This is a genomic window from Candidatus Sordicultor fermentans (genome assembly GCF_012728195.1).
Classification (GTDB): Bacteria; Atribacterota; Atribacteria; order Atribacterales; family Caldatribacteriaceae; genus Sordicultor; species Sordicultor fermentans.
On record NZ_JAAYFP010000133.1, the window covers coordinates 1 to 16,447 of the forward strand.

At 42.0% G+C, this 16,447-nt stretch carries 18 protein-coding genes and 1 pseudogene; 3 read left to right on the forward strand and 16 right to left on the reverse strand.

The annotated features are described in order from the left end of the window. The first annotated feature begins 10 nt into the window (after window positions 1-10). Window positions 11-118 (forward strand): DUF554 family protein, encoded by a 108-nt coding sequence (locus tag GXZ17_RS07015; RefSeq protein WP_409376597.1) that lies wholly within the window; start codon window positions 11-13, stop codon window positions 116-118. A 185-nt stretch (window positions 119-303) separates the two neighbouring features. Here GXZ17_RS07015 and GXZ17_RS07020 read toward each other — a convergent pair whose 3' ends face one another. The 12 genes from GXZ17_RS07020 to GXZ17_RS07075 form a co-directional block, all read right to left on the reverse strand. Next, window positions 304-1,044, reverse strand: coding sequence for a GNAT family N-acetyltransferase (locus GXZ17_RS07020; RefSeq protein WP_409376581.1), 741 nt, complete (start codon window positions 1,042-1,044; stop codon window positions 304-306). Window positions 1,045-1,883: 839 nt separating this feature from the next. Further along, complete coding sequence (gene rpe / locus GXZ17_RS07025; RefSeq protein ID WP_409376582.1) at window positions 1,884-2,549, reverse strand: ribulose-phosphate 3-epimerase; 666 nt, start codon at window positions 2,547-2,549, stop codon at window positions 1,884-1,886. 21 nt (window positions 2,550-2,570) lie between these two features. Further along, entirely contained in the window at window positions 2,571-3,632 is a 1,062-nt protein-coding gene (locus GXZ17_RS07030) for a PASTA domain-containing protein (protein WP_409376583.1), read from the reverse strand. Beyond that, the gene (locus GXZ17_RS07035; RefSeq protein ID WP_409376584.1) at window positions 3,629-4,906 is read right to left on the reverse strand and encodes a transcription antitermination factor NusB; all 1,278 of its coding nucleotides are present in this window, start codon (window positions 4,904-4,906) and stop codon (window positions 3,629-3,631) included. Before GXZ17_RS07035 ends, GXZ17_RS07030 begins: the two co-directional genes overlap by 4 nt. Beyond that, window positions 4,907-5,581 carry a zinc metallopeptidase gene (locus GXZ17_RS07040; protein WP_409376585.1) on the reverse strand — a complete coding sequence of 225 codons (675 nt, stop codon included), beginning with the start codon at window positions 5,579-5,581 and terminating at the stop codon, window positions 4,907-4,909. It lies immediately after the preceding gene. Between the two features lie 12 nt (window positions 5,582-5,593). Beyond that, window positions 5,594-6,520 carry a methionyl-tRNA formyltransferase gene (fmt, locus tag GXZ17_RS07045; protein WP_409376586.1) on the reverse strand — a complete coding sequence of 309 codons (927 nt, stop codon included), beginning with the start codon at window positions 6,518-6,520 and terminating at the stop codon, window positions 5,594-5,596. Window positions 6,521-6,523: 3 nt separating this feature from the next. Continuing rightward, complete coding sequence (gene def / locus GXZ17_RS07050; protein ID WP_409376587.1) at window positions 6,524-7,027, reverse strand: peptide deformylase; 504 nt, start codon at window positions 7,025-7,027, stop codon at window positions 6,524-6,526. A 17-nt stretch (window positions 7,028-7,044) separates the two neighbouring features. Then, on the reverse strand, window positions 7,045-9,063 hold the full coding sequence (locus GXZ17_RS07055) for a hypothetical protein (RefSeq protein WP_409376588.1): 2,019 nt from the start codon (window positions 9,061-9,063) through the stop codon (window positions 7,045-7,047). Continuing rightward, entirely contained in the window at window positions 9,060-10,277 is a 1,218-nt protein-coding gene (coaBC, locus tag GXZ17_RS07060; RefSeq protein WP_409376589.1) for a bifunctional phosphopantothenoylcysteine decarboxylase/phosphopantothenate--cysteine ligase CoaBC, read from the reverse strand. Before coaBC ends, GXZ17_RS07055 begins: the two co-directional genes overlap by 4 nt. Continuing rightward, a complete protein-coding gene (rpoZ, locus tag GXZ17_RS07065; protein WP_409376590.1) occupies window positions 10,274-10,468 on the reverse strand; it encodes a DNA-directed RNA polymerase subunit omega in 195 nt (64 codons plus the stop codon). The genes coaBC and rpoZ overlap by 4 nt, the downstream gene beginning before the upstream one ends. Window positions 10,469-10,477: 9 nt before the next feature. Further along, complete coding sequence (gene gmk / locus GXZ17_RS07070; RefSeq protein WP_409376598.1) at window positions 10,478-11,044, reverse strand: guanylate kinase; 567 nt, start codon at window positions 11,042-11,044, stop codon at window positions 10,478-10,480. A gap of 3 nt (window positions 11,045-11,047) precedes the next feature. Next, window positions 11,048-11,920: a YicC/YloC family endoribonuclease gene (locus tag GXZ17_RS07075; RefSeq protein WP_409376591.1), complete on the reverse strand. Its 873-nt coding sequence runs from the start codon at window positions 11,918-11,920 to the stop codon at window positions 11,048-11,050. Window positions 11,921-12,430: 510 nt separating this feature from the next. Here GXZ17_RS07075 and mntA point away from each other — a divergent pair. Together mntA and hepT are read left to right on the forward strand one after the other, a co-directional pair. After that, window positions 12,431-12,886 (forward strand): type VII toxin-antitoxin system MntA family adenylyltransferase antitoxin, encoded by a 456-nt coding sequence (gene mntA, locus GXZ17_RS07080; RefSeq protein WP_409376592.1) that lies wholly within the window; start codon window positions 12,431-12,433, stop codon window positions 12,884-12,886. Next, on the forward strand, window positions 12,876-13,295 hold the full coding sequence (gene hepT, locus GXZ17_RS07085; protein WP_409376593.1) for a type VII toxin-antitoxin system HepT family RNase toxin: 420 nt from the start codon (window positions 12,876-12,878) through the stop codon (window positions 13,293-13,295). Before mntA ends, hepT begins: the two co-directional genes overlap by 11 nt. A gap of 489 nt (window positions 13,296-13,784) precedes the next feature. Here the strand turns inward: hepT and GXZ17_RS07090 are convergent, their stop codons facing one another. The 4 genes and pseudogenes from GXZ17_RS07090 to GXZ17_RS07105 form a co-directional block, all read right to left on the reverse strand. Then, the gene (locus GXZ17_RS07090) at window positions 13,785-14,057 is read right to left on the reverse strand and encodes an isoamylase early set domain-containing protein (protein ID WP_409376594.1); all 273 of its coding nucleotides are present in this window, start codon (window positions 14,055-14,057) and stop codon (window positions 13,785-13,787) included. Between the two features lie 86 nt (window positions 14,058-14,143). Next, entirely contained in the window at window positions 14,144-14,416 is a 273-nt protein-coding gene (locus GXZ17_RS07095) for a glycogen-binding domain-containing protein (protein WP_409376595.1), read from the reverse strand. 753 nt (window positions 14,417-15,169) lie between these two features. Next, on the reverse strand, window positions 15,170-16,138 hold the full coding sequence (locus tag GXZ17_RS07100; protein WP_409376596.1) for an ABC transporter permease: 969 nt from the start codon (window positions 16,136-16,138) through the stop codon (window positions 15,170-15,172). Next, a pseudogene (locus GXZ17_RS07105) lies at window positions 16,125-16,447 on the reverse strand (D-xylose ABC transporter ATP-binding protein); the annotation flags it as partial. The gene GXZ17_RS07100 and the pseudogene GXZ17_RS07105, both read right to left, overlap by 14 nt.

Below are 16,447 nucleotides of genomic sequence, written 5' to 3' on the forward strand. Positions count from 1 at the left end.
ACTGCTCCTTATAGGTCTCGGAATTAACATCTTAGAAATAAAAAAGTTAAAAGTGCTCAACATGCTACCCAGCCTTGTAGTGGTGGTAATTCTAAAAATGCTATTCTTTCATAATTAAACCACAAAACCCGGGTAATTGCATCCCTGAAGGATATAATAGAAAAAAGAGGTAGCTTTAGATTATATTTGCAATCAATCTCTAAATACAGAGAAATCTCTCTTTATCTTGATATTGAGTCATTTTACCTGCGTGAAGCGCATTGGAAGCACAAACCTTTCTATTATACCCAGTAGCCCGGCCTATTACGTATTTACCTCATGTAATACCCAAACATTAGGTTCCGTATACTCTCCCCTATTTTTCTCTATATTTATTTTAACAGGTTTTAAAGCACCTCGAATAACATATCTGCCAGTTTCAAAAAATTTCATATTTGTCCACTCTTCCCATTCATTTACAGTCCCAGTAATATACATTGATTTATGGCAAGGTTTTATTATTTTCCCTCCCAACCTAACGTGTACTCGCAACCATGGATCAAATGGTAACCCGTCTTCTCTTCTCCATTTTATATAACTATCTATCGATGTTAAAGGATATTCACTTTTTAAAATAGGCCTAACCGGTGTAGTTACATATTTAAAACCATTATCACGGGCAAGAGAAATCATTTCTTTTAATACGAGAGAGCTTATTCCCTTACCTTGATGTTTTTTGCTTACCGCAATCTGAAGACCATTTAAAGTATTTGCTCTAATGTTATTCAATTTATCATTAATACCTTTCCCGAATACCCAATCCCAACCTTTATCTGGTAATTTCTCAAAGGATTTATTCCAATAATAGGGTATACAATTTGCTATGCCTATAACCTCATCATCGGCCATCAAAGAAATTTGAAACTCTGGGAATAGCTCAAATAATTTAGGCCAATTCGCATTAGAAACCGGATCATGAAGCATAAATTCTGGCCATAATTCCGATGTAATTTCATCCTGTATCTTTTCCTGCTCAGGTATATTTTTCAATACTTTATATTGCATACATATTTTCCCCTTATTTCATTATCCGGTTAGGATTAAAGCAACATTAATCAAGTATTATCTTATCTTGAGTAGTATTCCACCTGACGAATTGCGGATAAAAGTAGTTGCCAGGGGTAATTTGGACAAATGAAATGAGCCATATAGTTTGTATTCGATCCAATATTACCTCCAAACACCCAAAGTCCTCTTTAAGAGCAACGTGTATCGGCCTTTTCTCTCTAAAGCCCCTGACATAGATTAACATTTGTTTCACATTTTCAACTGATGAAAGAATTGCTATAACTTTTCTCCGGATTGCGATGACAGGCGGCTTTTTGTATTTGCGAGGTCTTTTGGCTTGTATATAATTTCCCTTTTGAGCATTATACCATAATAAAATTTAATGGCATTTATAGCCTCTTATCGTAGACTACCATCCAGTTTTAGTGGTACATAAATTGTTTAGATTATGTCCTATAATCCTTCAGCTAATTGGGAATGAAATTAGAAGAGGAAAAGTCCGGTTTTACTTGCTATTCAGAAATTTGAGAATGGGCAATCTCGGTAATTTTAGACATCCTGGGTCAGCATAAACACTCGCTCTCTCCCCCGGAAGGGTGAGGGAAAGAAAAAAGGAATCGAGGAAGAGGTCTATTATTCCCGAAATCTTTTGTCGGGAATCCAGAGGCTTTTGCCCTTAAATAATATGGATTCCTGATAGAACCATTCAGGAATGACGGACAAGGGGATGATAGAGACATTCAGGAATGACAACACGGAGTGTTTTTCCTCCGTATTATTTTTGCTCTCTTTCCCTTTCTTTTGGGGGTTATAGGGGGATTAGTTCCCCCTTATAGTCAGTATGGCCTTATCTTTTCCGAAAGCATCCTCACCCGAGCAGCAATGTTTTCCTGATGAGCAAAAACTAAAGAACCCGCCGCTATAATGGAGGCACCACAAGAAGCCAGATACTCAATGTTCTGGTCATTTACTCCTCCATCAATTTCAATTTCGGTAGATAAACCTCTTCTTCTTATCTCCTGGCGAAGAGAAGCGATTTTATCTTCCATACCCGGGATAAACTTCTGCCCCCCAAAACCAGGATGAACGGTCATCAGATGCACATAATAAAGCTTATCCAGAATGGGACTTAAACACTGCCAGGGAGTTCCGGGAGCCAGTGCTACCCCGGGTTTACCCCCATATTCTACAATCTCGTCTACTATCAAGCTATAATCGGCTGATGCTTCTAAATGGAAGCTAATCATATCTGCTCCCTCCCGAACAAAATCAGCAATGTAAAGACGAGGGTTATCGGTCATAAGATGGACATCTATAGTCACCCGGGGTAAAATTTTTCTCACCGCTTTCAAAATAGGAAGTCCAAAAGTAAAGTTAGGAACAAAATGTCCATCCATTACATCTACATGAATTATTTCTGCTCCTCCCTCCTCGGCAGCTAACAACTCTTCCCGGAGTTGAGAGAAATCACAAGATAGAATAGAAGGAGCCAGTTTAGCCATGAATTTTCCTCCTCATATCAATTAAAGAGTTTTATCCCAGTAGTAATAACCATTAAGGTAAATAACTACTTTACCTTCACCTTTTGTGGTAGTGGTTAACTCCACCATTTCTTCCCCTTGATGCTCTCTTTCATAAACCACTCGCTCACCCAGCTCATCAGTTACCACCACCTCAACTTTAATGGGGCTTCGAGAACTGGGTAAAACAAACCTTAAACTTAGCTCTTTCAATCCTGCTTCCTCTTCTTCAGCTTTAGTCACCTGAAGATGAATTTTTTCTCCCGGTTCAACCTCTTCTCCCGGAGCAGGGCTCTGTCTCATCACTACGCCATCGTCTTTTCCTTTTACCGCTATTTCTTCCACGTTTCCCACGGTGAGGTTGCTCTGAGCCAGTAATCTTTTGGCTTCCTCGAGGCGCAGTCCTACCAGATCCGGAACAACAACTAAATTAAACTCTTCAGCTTCGCCCTTCCCTTTGCTCACGAGAAGGCTTACCGCACTACCTTTCGCCACTTCGCTTTCTGGAGGAGGATTTTGAGAAACTACATAACCCGCAGGAATGCTATCATGTGTTATTTCTGCCACCCTCTCTAGCTTCAAGCCACTACTTTCAATAAGACTTTGTGCTTCTTCTAACCCCATCTGCCGAACATCGGGAACAGAAACAGAACCAGAAGCGGAAACAGAAGTAGAGGTAGAAGGGGAAGAAGAGCCACCGGCGGCTACACTTCCTCCTTCTGCTATTATATCTCCTCCGTTGATTACCAATTTTACCCGATGATTCTTTTTTACTTCTACTCCCGGGGGAGGGTCTTGTTGAATAACCCAGCTGGAAGGAAATTCCGGATTATTTTCTATTCTCTTTATCTCTGCCTGTAAACCAAGCTGGGATATCTGATTGATAGCCTCTACCAGGCTCTGGTTGCGAAAATCAGGTAAGGATATAGTACCGCTTGTAAGATAATATTGAAAAAAAATCAAGCCTAAATAAACACTGAGCGCTAATCCCCCACCAAAAATAAGAGCGTAAGCAAAAACTCTAAGTATAAAAGAACTCCAGTTCTCTCTTTTTGTCTCCTTCATTTTTTTCTCCAGGCTGCAACAAAAAATCCATCACTATTGAATTGGTGAGGCCAGATTATCATTTCCTCTTCTCCTTTTCCCAAACCCACTTTTTCCCACTCTTTTCCCGCATTTAATTCCCACTCTTTTACTACTTTCTGAGTTTCTTTTTTAGTAATACTGCAAACACAGTATACCATTACTCCTCCTTTTTTTACCAAAGAAGAAGCAGAAAGAAGAAGAGAAAATTGCTGATGAGATAAATCTTCTAAATCCGGGTTTTTCAATAATATTTCGGGGTTTCGACGGATAGTTCCCCACCCTGAACAAGGAGCATCCACCAGCACCAGATCAGCAGTGGAAAAAAAATCCCGGGGAGGGCGAAGAGTATCCACCACCATAGGTTTAATTTTACCAAGATTAAATAGAGAAATAAATTTAGAAAGAGTCCTCACCTTGCCCTCTTTTTTATCCCAGGCAAAAACCTCTCCCCCGGATAAGTATTGAGCCATAGTTAAAGCCTTTCCCCCTGTTCCGCAGCAGACATCTATTATTTTTCCCCGGATAAAGGGGCTGATGGTTTTGACCACCAGCTGAGAACCCAAATCCTGAGGGTAAAACAGCCCTTCCTGATACTCAGGAAGGGCCAGAAGAGTAGAGTAATCAGCATCCACCTCCAAAGCCCCCGGAAGCACAGTTTTACTGCTTTCTATTCCTTTTTCTCTCCATCTTTCCCTCAGCTCATCTTCTCCAATTTTCAAGGTATTCACACGCACATAGAGAGGAGGAGGAAGAGATAAAGATTTTTTTAGCAATTTTAAGTCCTCTTCCCCTATCCAGCTTTTCCACTCTTCTTCTAAAAAAGGAGGGAGCTCCATCCCTTCCTCTTCCAGAATAGCAGAATAATAGTCTCTCTTTCTCGCTATTTTCCGCAGAACAGCGTTAACCAGGGCAGTAAATTCCGCTCCTGTGTCTTTTGTAATTTCCACCACTTCGTTCACTACAGCAAAAGAGGGAGAAGAATGGAACAGAAGCTCTGCCACCCCTATACGCAAGAGGTTTTGAATAGCCACAGGAAGCTTTCCCCACCTGGGTAAATACTCCTTAAGCACTCCATCTATAAACGATTGATGCTTTACTATGTTTCGCAATAGACTAACCAGCCAGCCCCGGTCTTTTTCAGTATAATTTCTCTTTTTAATCCATCGACTGTATTCGGCATCTAAAAAAGAAACTCGACCGGTGTAAAGACGGTTGAGAATCTGCAGGGCATCTCTTCTTCGGTAATCAATCACTCAATCCCTGCTCCCCCGCAGGAGCACCAATCGCAAGAGTTGCAGTGCAGCCATCGCAGTAGCAGCCACATAGGTAAGAGCAGCAGCGTTCAACATCTGTTTAATATAAGGTTTTTCTTCCGCCGTTACCAATCCTGCTTTATCTAAGACAAGATATGCCCTGGAACTGGCATTGTATTCCACCGGTAAAGTTACCAGCTGAAAAAGAACTGCCAGACTGAAAAAGATAATGCCAATATTCATAAGAGCGGGAAGATAAAAAATCAAACCAATCAAAAAGAGAGGCAAAGCTAATTGTGAACCAAAGCTCGCCACCGGAACGAGTGCAGAGCGGAAAGCAAAAGCGGGATATTGTTCCCTCTTTTGCAGAACATGTCCCACCTCGTGAGCTACAATGCTGTAATCAGCAATAGATGAACCATTGGCCACCGCCTGTGAGAGACGCAATACCTCTCGAGTGGGGTCATAATGGTCAGTTAACGCTCCTGGTATTTCCTCCACTTTAACTCTTAATCCTAAACTCTCCACCAGCATCTCCGCTACTTCTCTGCCAGTCAATCCTGCACTGGCTCTCTTTTTAGATAGCTTAGAATAAGCACTACTCACTTTAGCCTGCGCATAAAAAGCAAGAATGAGTGCAGGAATTAAAAGAATAAACGTGTAATCAAAGAACATATCGTTCACCTCCTACAGTAATTGTTCTCCTTCTCTCAAATGGTATCCACAACAAAACTCTCGAGAAGTCATAACTTGTCGGCTCTCCGGTTGTACTTCCTCAACTAACACTCCTCCCTCTCCCGCAGCCACTACAAATCCCTGAGGATTAATTTCCACCACTGTTCCCGGAGGAGCAGAAACTCCCTCTTTTGAATTAGCTTTTAAAATTTTAATTCTCCTATCGTGGAAATAAGTATAAGCCCCCGGGTAAGGAGAGAAAGCTCGAACCTGATTCACTATGTTAACAGCGCTATCTTCCCAGTTTATCCTGGCTTTTTCCTTTTTCAATATAGGAGCATAAGAAACTTCTCCCTCTTGAGGACGAGGAGCAATCTCTCCTCTTGCCCAGCGGGGTAAGGTTTCTACTAAAAGCTTTCCTCCCTCTTTCCCCAACTTCTCAGTTAAAGATTGATAGTTATCCTCTCTCTCTATTTCCACTTTCTTCTGAGCCAATATAGGACCGGTATCTACTCCTTCATCCATGAGCATAATGGTAACCCCCGTTTCTTTCTCTCCCTGAAGAAGAGCAGAGCGGATGGGGTCTGGCCCTCTAAAGGAAGGAAGGAGGGAAGCATGAACATTTATCGCCCCCCGGGGAGGAATAGACAACAAATCCCGGCGCAAAATCTGCCCATAGGCAGCTACTATTATAACTTCTGGAGAAACACAGCGCAAAATGTCTAAAAACTCCGGAGCGTTCACTCGCTCCGGTTGCCAGATGGTTAGCCCTTCCTCTTCTGCCTTTTTCTTAACTGGAGAGGGACGTAATTTTCTCCCCCTTCCCGCCGGGCGATCCACTTTAGTCACCACTCCCAGTATATTATTCTCTTCTTTCTTTAGAAGTTCCTCCAGCACCAGGACGGCAAAAGAGGAAGTCCCCATAAAAACTATCTTCAAGTTTTATTCCTCCGCTACAGAAATTCTTTTCAACTTATTCCGGATGAGCAAACGCCGAGCAGGGCTCAATCGGTCTACAAACAAGATTCCATCCAGATGGTCAATTTCGTGCTGCAAAATACGAGCTAAGAGCCCTTCCCCTTCTATGGTAATTTCCTTTCCTTCTAAATCCCAGCCTTTTACCACTACTTTTTTCGCTCTTTCCACCTGGTCATAGATATCGGGAAAGCTCAAACACCCTTCCTCATCCTTTTCTCTTTCCTCGCTCAGGTGTACTATCTGAGGGTTAATGAGAACCTGGTCTTTTTGCTCTTCGGGATTGGTAAAAGTTATAATGCGCCACAAAACTCCCACCTGGTTTGCCGCCAACCCCACTCCTTTTGCAAGACGCATGGTCTCTTTCATATCCTGAGCCAGATTCCACACTTCTTGATTTACATTTTCGATGGGTTGTGCTTTCTCTCTTAATACAGGACTGCCATAAGTTTTTATTTCCCTGATTGCCAACTAACTTCACCCCTTTTTCAAAATTCTACTTCTATCCGCCATTCTCCTTTTCTTTTTCCTTCTCGAGAAAAAAACTGAGAAACCACATTAAATACTTCCTCCGCTCTCTCGCGGGTATAATGTATAGTTATCTCCTCGCTTTCTTCTCCCCACTTTCTCCCCTGAGCCGGAAAAGGACCACCTACTTCTATACCCTTCTCTTCTAAAGAGCTCTTTAACTTTCTTAAAACCAATTCATCTTTCCCTCTATTCCTATATCTTTTTACCACGCGAGCCAGTACCTCATAAGGGGGATAGCCTAAAATCTTTCTTTTTTCTAAAAGAGGGGGGTAAAAATCACGAGGTGGCTGCAAAAACTGACTCATTTCTTTTTCCATCCCTTTTCTCCCTTGAATAAAAATCCGGGGTGGAACAGGAGAAGCAAGGCCTAAGAGAGCCTGTATCCGTTGCAGACTCAAATAAAATTCTTCTTTAGCATTTATATCAGGAAGATACAGCCAGTCCTCCAGCGACCAGATAACCAAAAGAGATGCCCCCTGCAGTATTTCTTCCCGTAGAAGTAAAGAAGTGCCCACCAGGATGGAAGAAGAAAGAGGTTCTTCCGCTTCTCCTTCTTTTTCTGAATCAATAACCACTACTTGCTGATGAGAAAAGGCTTTCTTCATCTCTTCTCCTACTTTTTCCACTCCCTCTCCCCATCCCTCTAGCCATACTCCTCCACATCGAGGGCAAAATAAATCTATTTCTTCTTTTTTACCACACAGAGGACATATTAAAGATCTGGTTTCTTTATAATAGCGGAATGCCACTCCGCAGTGAGGGCAAACATAATAAAAACCGCAATCTCGACAGCCCAGAGCCGGGGTATAGCCTCTCTTCTGTACCCAGATTAAAACTCTGCCTTTTTCATTTAACACCTGGAGAATAGCTTTTCGCACCGAAAAAGTTAAAGAAGATCCCCACTTTTTTTCATAAGAAATTAAATTAACGGGAGGAGCAGAAGCCCGGGAGAGAACAGGAAAATCTCTCTTTCGGAACTCTTGAGTGCTCAAAAAATGATACATAGAAAGAGAAGGCGTGATGCCCACTACTTCTAAACTTCCTCCTTTAATCTTAACTTTTTCATGAAGGAGTCGAAAAGTGTCATGGAAAGGAGGACGGTCGGAATAATGTCCTTTATCTTCTGGATCAAAAACCACATGGTAATAAAGGTCCCGGGCGGGCAAAAATCTGCTTCCTCGAGTGCCCAGAATTAAATCGAAATCTCCCTCTTCCGCCAGTTTATAAGCCAGAAACCTCCGGCGAGAGGCGAGCCGACTATCGTATTTTATCACTCTCAATTGAGGAAACTGGTTTTCAACAAAAGAAGTGAAATAATCAAGCGCTCTAAAGTCGGGAAACACGAGAAGGGCTTTCCGATTCTCTTCTTGCATTTTTTCCACAAAGGAAAGAAGAAAGCTCTCCCGCTCCTTACGGGTAGCGATAGACCACCAGCCTGAATCTTTTCGAGGATAAGTGGTTTCTGCTACCTCAAGAGTTTCTTCCTCCCGGCGCAAAACCCCATTTTTTATCAACTTCTCCCATTTTTTCTTTTTTCTGCCAAATTTCTCCTGAAAAACAAAAAAATTCATTCCCTGAGGAGGAATACTAAAGCTCTCTTCAGACGCCTCAACGTGAGAGCCAGGAAAAACTCTCTTACCAGCCGAATCCCAAAAAGAAGGCAAAAGTGCCGGAGTAAAAAAAGAAAGCATCATTCCCCAGGGAGTTAAATAAAGCTGAGAAAGAATTTTGGTCCACAGCAACCCTCCTGCACCTAAAGGAGCAACAGGAGCCAATCGCAATATTTCTTTTATCTCTAACCCCGGAGGAGATTCTTCCTGTAAAGCTACTACCCACCCCAGAAGCCGGCGATTTTTAAACTCCACCTCTACCAGGCTTCCCACTTGAATTTTCCCTGCGAGAGAAGTAGGAATTAGATAAGAAAACTCAGAAAAAAGAGGAAGAGGCAAAGCAAGCAAGGCAAAATGTGCATTCATCCCCGGAAGTGGTCAAAAAGGTAGGAAACTATTTCCTCTGCTAAATCTCTTTTATCTAAAAGAGGTAATTCTTTTTCTCCTCCCCGGCAGTCTACTATCCAGGCTTTATTAGTAGAGGTCTCAAATCCACTCTCTCCGCAAGCGATGAGGTTAGCCACTATTATATCTGCGTTCTTCTTTTGCAATTTTTTCCGGGCCTCTTCTTGAGGATTATCTGTTTCAGCACAGAAACCTACCACTATTTTATTCCCTTTGTTTTTAGCTAACTCAGATAGAATATCAGGGTTTTTAACTAAGGTAAGAGTTAACTCTTCTTTCCCCTCTTTCTTAATTTTAGAAGGAGAAAAGGAAAGAGGGCGAAAATCAGAAACTGCAGCGTTCATAAATAAAATATCACTATTCCCCCACTCTCTTTTTAGTGCAATTTCCATCTCCTGCGCGGTTTCTACTCTTTCTATCTCCACCCCGGAGGGAAGACGAGAAGAGACATTGCCCACCACCATTTTTACCTCTCCCCCACAGGCTCGCGCGAGTGACGCCAGAGCTCCTCCCATAAACCCACTGGCCGGGTTAGAAATAAACCGGGCCGGGTCTAACCACTCTCGGGTGGCTCCAGCACTGATTAAAACTTTCTTCCCCTGGAATTCCGTGCGGGGATAAAGATGATAAAAAATTCCCTCCACTAATTCCTCGAGCTCCGGCAACCTTCCTTCTCCTTCTTCTCCACAGGCCAGACTTCCTGAAGCAGGATAAATCACTTTCATCCCCCGGCTCACAACTTTTTCCAGGTTATCCTGCACCACCGGGTTTTTCCACATGGTAACATTCATAGCGGGAGCTAAAATAACTTTGCTCGGGTCTACTAAAAGAATGGTGCTCAAAAGGTCGTCGCCAATACCAGAAGCCGCCTTTCCCAGAATATTGGCAGTGGCCGGAACAACGATTACAGCATCGCTTTCCCTCACCAGGTCAATATGGAGGATTTCCCCTCCCCCTTCAAAGAGACCAACATAAGCTCTCTCTCTCGTCACTGCCTCAAAAGAGCTCTTACCCACCAGAGATAGAGCGTTTTCAGTCAAACAGGTTTTTACCCGGGCACCAGCTTTGGTGAAATAGCTGGCCAGGCTTATAGCCTTAAAAGCCGCTATCCCTCCCGTTACTCCCAGGACAATCTTTTTCCCTTTCCAGAATTGGGTGGGATGATAAACAATCATTCTTCTACAAATTCAAAGCTGATTTTCCCGGCGCTTAATTCCTCGAGAGCAACAAATAGAGGACTATGAGCCTCTTTTAGTTCTACAAGAGGTACAGCACCTTCGTTTAATTGCTTGGCTCTTTTGGCTATCACTATAGCAAGAATATATATATTACCTACTTTTTGAACCAGTTCATCAATAGAAAGCATTTTCTCACCTCACCTTATCCTACATCTCTCAGCAATAATTATGGAACGAAGCTTATCCACTGCTTCTTCCAGAACATCGTTAACCACTAAATAATTGTAATCCCTGATGGATTGCATCTCAAGATGGGCATTAGTCATACGCAATAGAATCTCATCTTCCGGGTCAGAATTCCTCTCCCTGAGCCTCTGTTCTAAAGTTTTAAGAGAAGGAGGAGCAATAAAAATGAAAATCCCGTCCGGACAATTCTTCTTTACCTGTTTTGCTCCCTGGACATCAATTTCTAAAATCACATCAAATCCTTCCTTTAGCCATTCTTCCACCTGACGGCGAGGAGTACCATAGTAGTTACCGTGAACTTTTGCCCACTCAATAAACTCCCCTTTTTCCTTCATTTCCTCAAAAGTTTCCATATCTACAAAATAGTAATCCACTCCTTCTTTTTCATCCCGGCGAGGGGCACGGGAAGTGTAGGAAATAGAATACTTCAGAGCCGGACACCTCTTCATCACTTCTTTTCGAAGAGTGCTTTTACCCACCCCCGATGGTCCAGAGAGGACAAAGAGTAATCCGCTCATCATTCACTCCACATTGCGAACCTGTTCCCACATTTTCTCTATTGTCGTCTTCATTTCCACCACTAAAGACGAAACCTCTACCTGACAGGATTTCGAGCCCATAGTGTTAACCTCTCGATTCATTTCCTGAAGAATAAATTCCAACTCTCTACCTATTGATTTGTTTTGAGAAAGGAGCTTATTCATGCGATTGATATGAGCTTTCAATCTCACTATTTCTTCGTTAATGTCGCTTTTTTCCACATAAAAAATTACCTCTTGAGCCAGAAGCATTTCATCAACTTTTACTTGAGGTAAAAACTCTTCTATCCGCTGAAGTAATTTGTTGCGATAGTAAGTTTGAACCAGAGGAGCCCTCTTTTCCACTTCCTCCGTCAATCTTTCCAGCTCCTTTAACCAGAACAAAAGGTCTTCCCGAAGACGCTTTCCTTCCGCTTCTCGATAAGCAACAAGAGATTGGATAGCCTGGTCAAGAAGGGGGTAAAAATTTTCCCATTCTTCTTCCCACAGAGAGCTCTCTTCTTTGATCTGCACAATTTCCCCTACCTGCAAAAGCATAGAAAGGTCTGGTTGCTGAAGCAAACTTAACTCTTGCACAATCTTCTGGAGAGCTTTCCAGTAGGAACGAGCTAAAACCACATTAGCCTCTACCGAAAAAGCTCCTTCCCGGGGCTCAAATTCCACTCTTACTTCCACTTTCCCCCGGGAAATACGCTCCTTTACCAGACTTGTTATTTTATCTTCCCACATGCCCATCTCCCGGGGAATACGGCAACTAAGTTCCAGAAAACGGTGGTTTAAAGTTTTCAGACGAATTTTATAAAAACCTAATTCTCCTGCTCCTTCTACGTATCCAAAACCGGTCATACTTCTCATCGAATTTACGCTCCTTCTGAAATCAGGTAGGTAGAGTCTGAACTATGATACCATATTATTTAATAAGTTTAACCCTGTCAATCATTACCGAGGTTGTTTAAAACAACCACCTTTTACAAAGTATAATTCCTCATACTCAAGATGTATATCTACCTTTACAGATCTTGAACCATTCCTTAAAACTCCTTAATGATCCAAACTATAAGGAGAAAACTCCCTATTACCCCCTCTTTGTCGTCACCCCTGAATGGTTCTATCATCCCCTTGCTCTATTCCTGAATGCCTTTATCACCCCCTTGTTCGTCACCCCTGAATGGTTCTGCGAGGGGTCCACAGTTTTAAAAACATCTGGATTCCCGATAAAAAATTTCGGGAATGACGGAGGGGAGGTGGATGCCTCGCTAAATTTCAGGCATGAGGGATGAGGAAACCCCTGAGAAATGACGGAAGAGAGGCGAGGTGATATAATAAAGAAAAGCCAACCAGAGCAAAAAAAGAGGACAATATGAGATGGCTCGTCTAAGCCGAAAACCGGAGATTGTTGATTTTTCACCCGCTAAGGAAGAGGAAATAGTTTCTTTGGTGGAGAGCTATGGAGACATTCTTGCTTTCTATCTCTTTGGTTCCTACCTTACTCCATTTTATACTTCCCTCTCAGACCTTGATTTTGCCCTTCTTCCTCTCCCCGAGATTGTTCTTTCCCGGGAAAAAGAGGCAGAGATTCTATCAGAGTGTTCTCGTATTGTAGGAAGCGAAGATGTAAGTCTTTTGAACCTCCGCACCACCCCTCTGACATTGACTATAAAAGTGCTCCAGGAAGGAAAGCTTTTGTTCTGTCGCAATGGGGAGCTACTTGCTGATTTCGTAGAGAGGACCATCAAGTTTTATGGAGACTGGGCAGTAGATGAGGCAAATATCCACCAGGATTTTGACTATGGTTTGCGGGAGGAGTTCGTTGGCGATTGATAAGAACAAACTCCGTCAAAAGCTTCAATTTATGCGAGAGAACATTGCCCACCTTCGTTATTTTCAGGAGATGACTCTTGAGGAATTCTCCCGGGAGGTAATTAATGAATATGCCGCTACCCGGATGCTTCAGATAATCATTGAAGCAATGTTAGATATCTGTGCTCACATTATAGCCCGAGAAGGATGGGGATTGCCCAAAAGCTATGGTGAGCTTGTAGCGCTCGCCAGCCAGCATGACCTGATACCCCGGGAGATGAAAGAAACATACCAGTCAATGGTCCGTTTTCGCAACAGAGTGGTTCATCTCTATGATAATGTTGATAAGCAAGAAATATATGACATCATCCAGAACCACCTTGATGATTTTCAGCCTTTTATGCAAAGATTAATAGAACGCTATTTTTGAGATAGTGATCCTCGGGCACAGCTATTTCATGATATCACTGCAAAATAGCTGCGAGAGCCTAACGGCCTAAACCAAAAACTAAAAAGCAGGATAATAATACCGAGGAAAGCATCCCTCAGTGGATTCCCGATAAAAAATTTCGGGAATGACGGAGGGGGGAGATTCCCGATTAAGGATTTTGGGAAGGACGGCGGGGAAGATTCGTCACCCTGAATGGTTCTATTAGGAATCTAAATTATTTAAAGACAAAAACTACCGAGAGAGAAAAACCTTCTTCAGTGCTCGCTAATGACAGTTTAAAGGACTTCCGAAAAGAGCTCACAATAATAGAAAGAGGAGAAAAGCCCAGATTTTGTGGCTAACTTATATTCTGGGAGATTTGATTTCGGAGCTGCTCGGGGTGCTTACACCTAATAAATAGTACAAATAGAGAACCAAAAAGGACTAGAAAATTCTATAATTAATAAATACTAAATACTAATAAAATAATCAAGCACAGATCAATGAACACTCTTGCTCAACTTCTAATACAGAGTTTTCTCCCCAACCAGTGAGAATCCGGCACTTTTGAGGGTCATTATACCATCCTCCGTCGATTAAATATCGGTACTCATACTTTCCAGGAGGAAGATCGAGGGTGATGACCCAGACACCGTTTTCCTTCTCCATGGGACAAGCCCTGATATCCCAGTCGTTAAAATCCCCCACCAGATAAACCGATTTTGCCCGCGGGGCATAAACTTCAAAAATCACTTTGCACATTTCAATCCCTCCTGTGATGTTATCATGATCCTCGTAGCATCAACGGCCTCGTAATCCCGGGTCTTCAATTCTACCCGGCCCACTTTTTAAGTTTTAGTTTCCCTCCTTTTGACTTCAATCACCGAATTTTCCGAACCATACTCATTAGGAACGCGAGGAGTAGATGGGTCAGTATACCATTCTCCGTCTACAATATAGCGGTATTCATATCGTCCGTAGGGGAGCGTAAGAGTACAACTCCAGTGTCCTTTCTGGGTCTTGCGCATAGGGTGTGCTTGGGTGTCCCAATCGTTAAAGCTCCCCGCCACAAAAACACTCTGAGCCTGTGGATAATCAAGCTTAAAAGTAACTCTGGGCATTCTACTTTCCCTCCTTCTTGCAAGATGAACTTTCCCTAAAACAAATAGAAATAATTACACCTTCTGCGCCAAGGGAGCAAATCCTACCAGATCAATGAGGCTCTCGACTCCACGCTTGAATTGAGAGATTATCCTTTCTCTCCTTTTTAAACAACTTCTTCCCTGTTGTTTAAAACACTACCCCTTTATAAATATTCCAGGCATTATCGAGCTATAGGGGGTTTCGAACCATAGGGGGAAACTACTATTTCCCCTCTTCTTTTATCTTTTGCGGAGAGTGAAGCTACGAGACAATCTCGCTTTTTAAGTCCCGACCTATCTTTTTTGTCACCCCTGAATGCCCCTATCAGAAGTGCACAGTATTTAAAAGTGCAGATTCCCGATAAAAAATTTCGAGAATAACAAAAAAACGGGAGAGCCCCCTATAACCCCCCTTAAAGACAGACCAGAAAAACTAAAAACATAAAAAGACCGCTTAGGGAGGAAAGGCATCTTCCTCAGTACCTACGGCGCAAAATTGTAACACTAGATAGAGGAATGAAAGAGATTTTGTAATGGGTTTCGTAACCTACCATAAAGTCTAATAAAAGATAAGTAGACAGACTAATGACAGGAAGATATTACGTCAGCAAATTTCTTGGAGAAATACAATTCTTCTATCTCCCAGAAATTTGCTGCATCTCATCTAATAACACTACAAAAACTTTTACAAACTGAAATGGAGTTAATTTTGAATAACAAAGGCTAATTCAGTTAACTTTCGCTTCCATATCCCGTTTTCACACCCTGGAAAAGCACAGCAAATATAATAATTAACCCTTTGATGACTTGTTGAGGATAGGCAGGCACATTCTTTAAGTTCATAATGTTACCTATCAAACCAAGAATCAACACTCCTAACAGGGTTTTAAAAGCAGTGCCCTTACCTCCCTTTAGGCTTGCTCCACCAATGACTACCGCAGCAATGGCATCTAATTCAAGTCCCTCACCAACTAAAGGAGAACCTACGCCAGTTCGGGAAGTACTAATAATTCCGGCAACCGCCGCAAAAGCTCCCGAAATTGCATAAACAGCAAACTTATAATAAGCAACATTGATTCCTGAAAGCTTCACAGCTAACTCGTTACTACCAATTGCTTTAACCAGCCTACCAAAGATTGTATATCTAAGTATTAGATGTACAACAATAAAAATTCCCAACATTAATAAAACAGGATAAGGTATTCTCAAGAAGTATTTACTACCAAAATTCGTTAGAGTTGCGCTATCAACTATTATAGGAGCACCTTTAGAAATAATAAAAGCAAATCCTCTAGTTATAGTCATTAAAGCAAGAGTAGCAACAAAAGGCGCCATGCCTCTAAAGGAAACAAGATAGCCACTTACGCTTCCGAAGAAAGTACAAATCAAGATAGTCAAGAAAATTGACATAGGCAGAGAATAGGAATATATTGTCAAGAAGTAAGCCGAGAGAACACTTCCGAGAGCTAATTGGGAACCAACTGATAAATCAATGCCGCCGGTCAAAATAACTAGCAACATACCCATGCTTATGATGCCGGTTCCCGAAACCTGCCTCAAAAGGTTAAATATATTTCTTTCAGTAAAAAAAGCACTTGATATTAAACTAGAAATCACAATTAATATCAGCAGAATAAATTCTGTATTGTACTTCAAAAATATATCTAAGGCTTTTGCTGACCAGCCCTCACTTCTTTTCATTGTTTTTTTCCTCCCCAGTTGCCAATCTCATGATGTTTTCCTCAGTTAATTCGTCATTTTCTAATACGCCAATCATTTTACCTCTATGCATTACGGCTGCTCTGTCGCACATACCTATTATTTCCATCATTTCGGAAGATATCATAATCACACCCAACCCTTGACGAGCAAGTTCGTTTATGAGTTTATAAATTTCTACCTTTGCTCCTACATCTATTCCTCGAGTAGGCTCATCAAGTATAATTAGCTTTAAATTAATTCCAAACCACTTGGCTAAAGAAACTTTTTGTTGGTTGCCCCCGCTTAAAC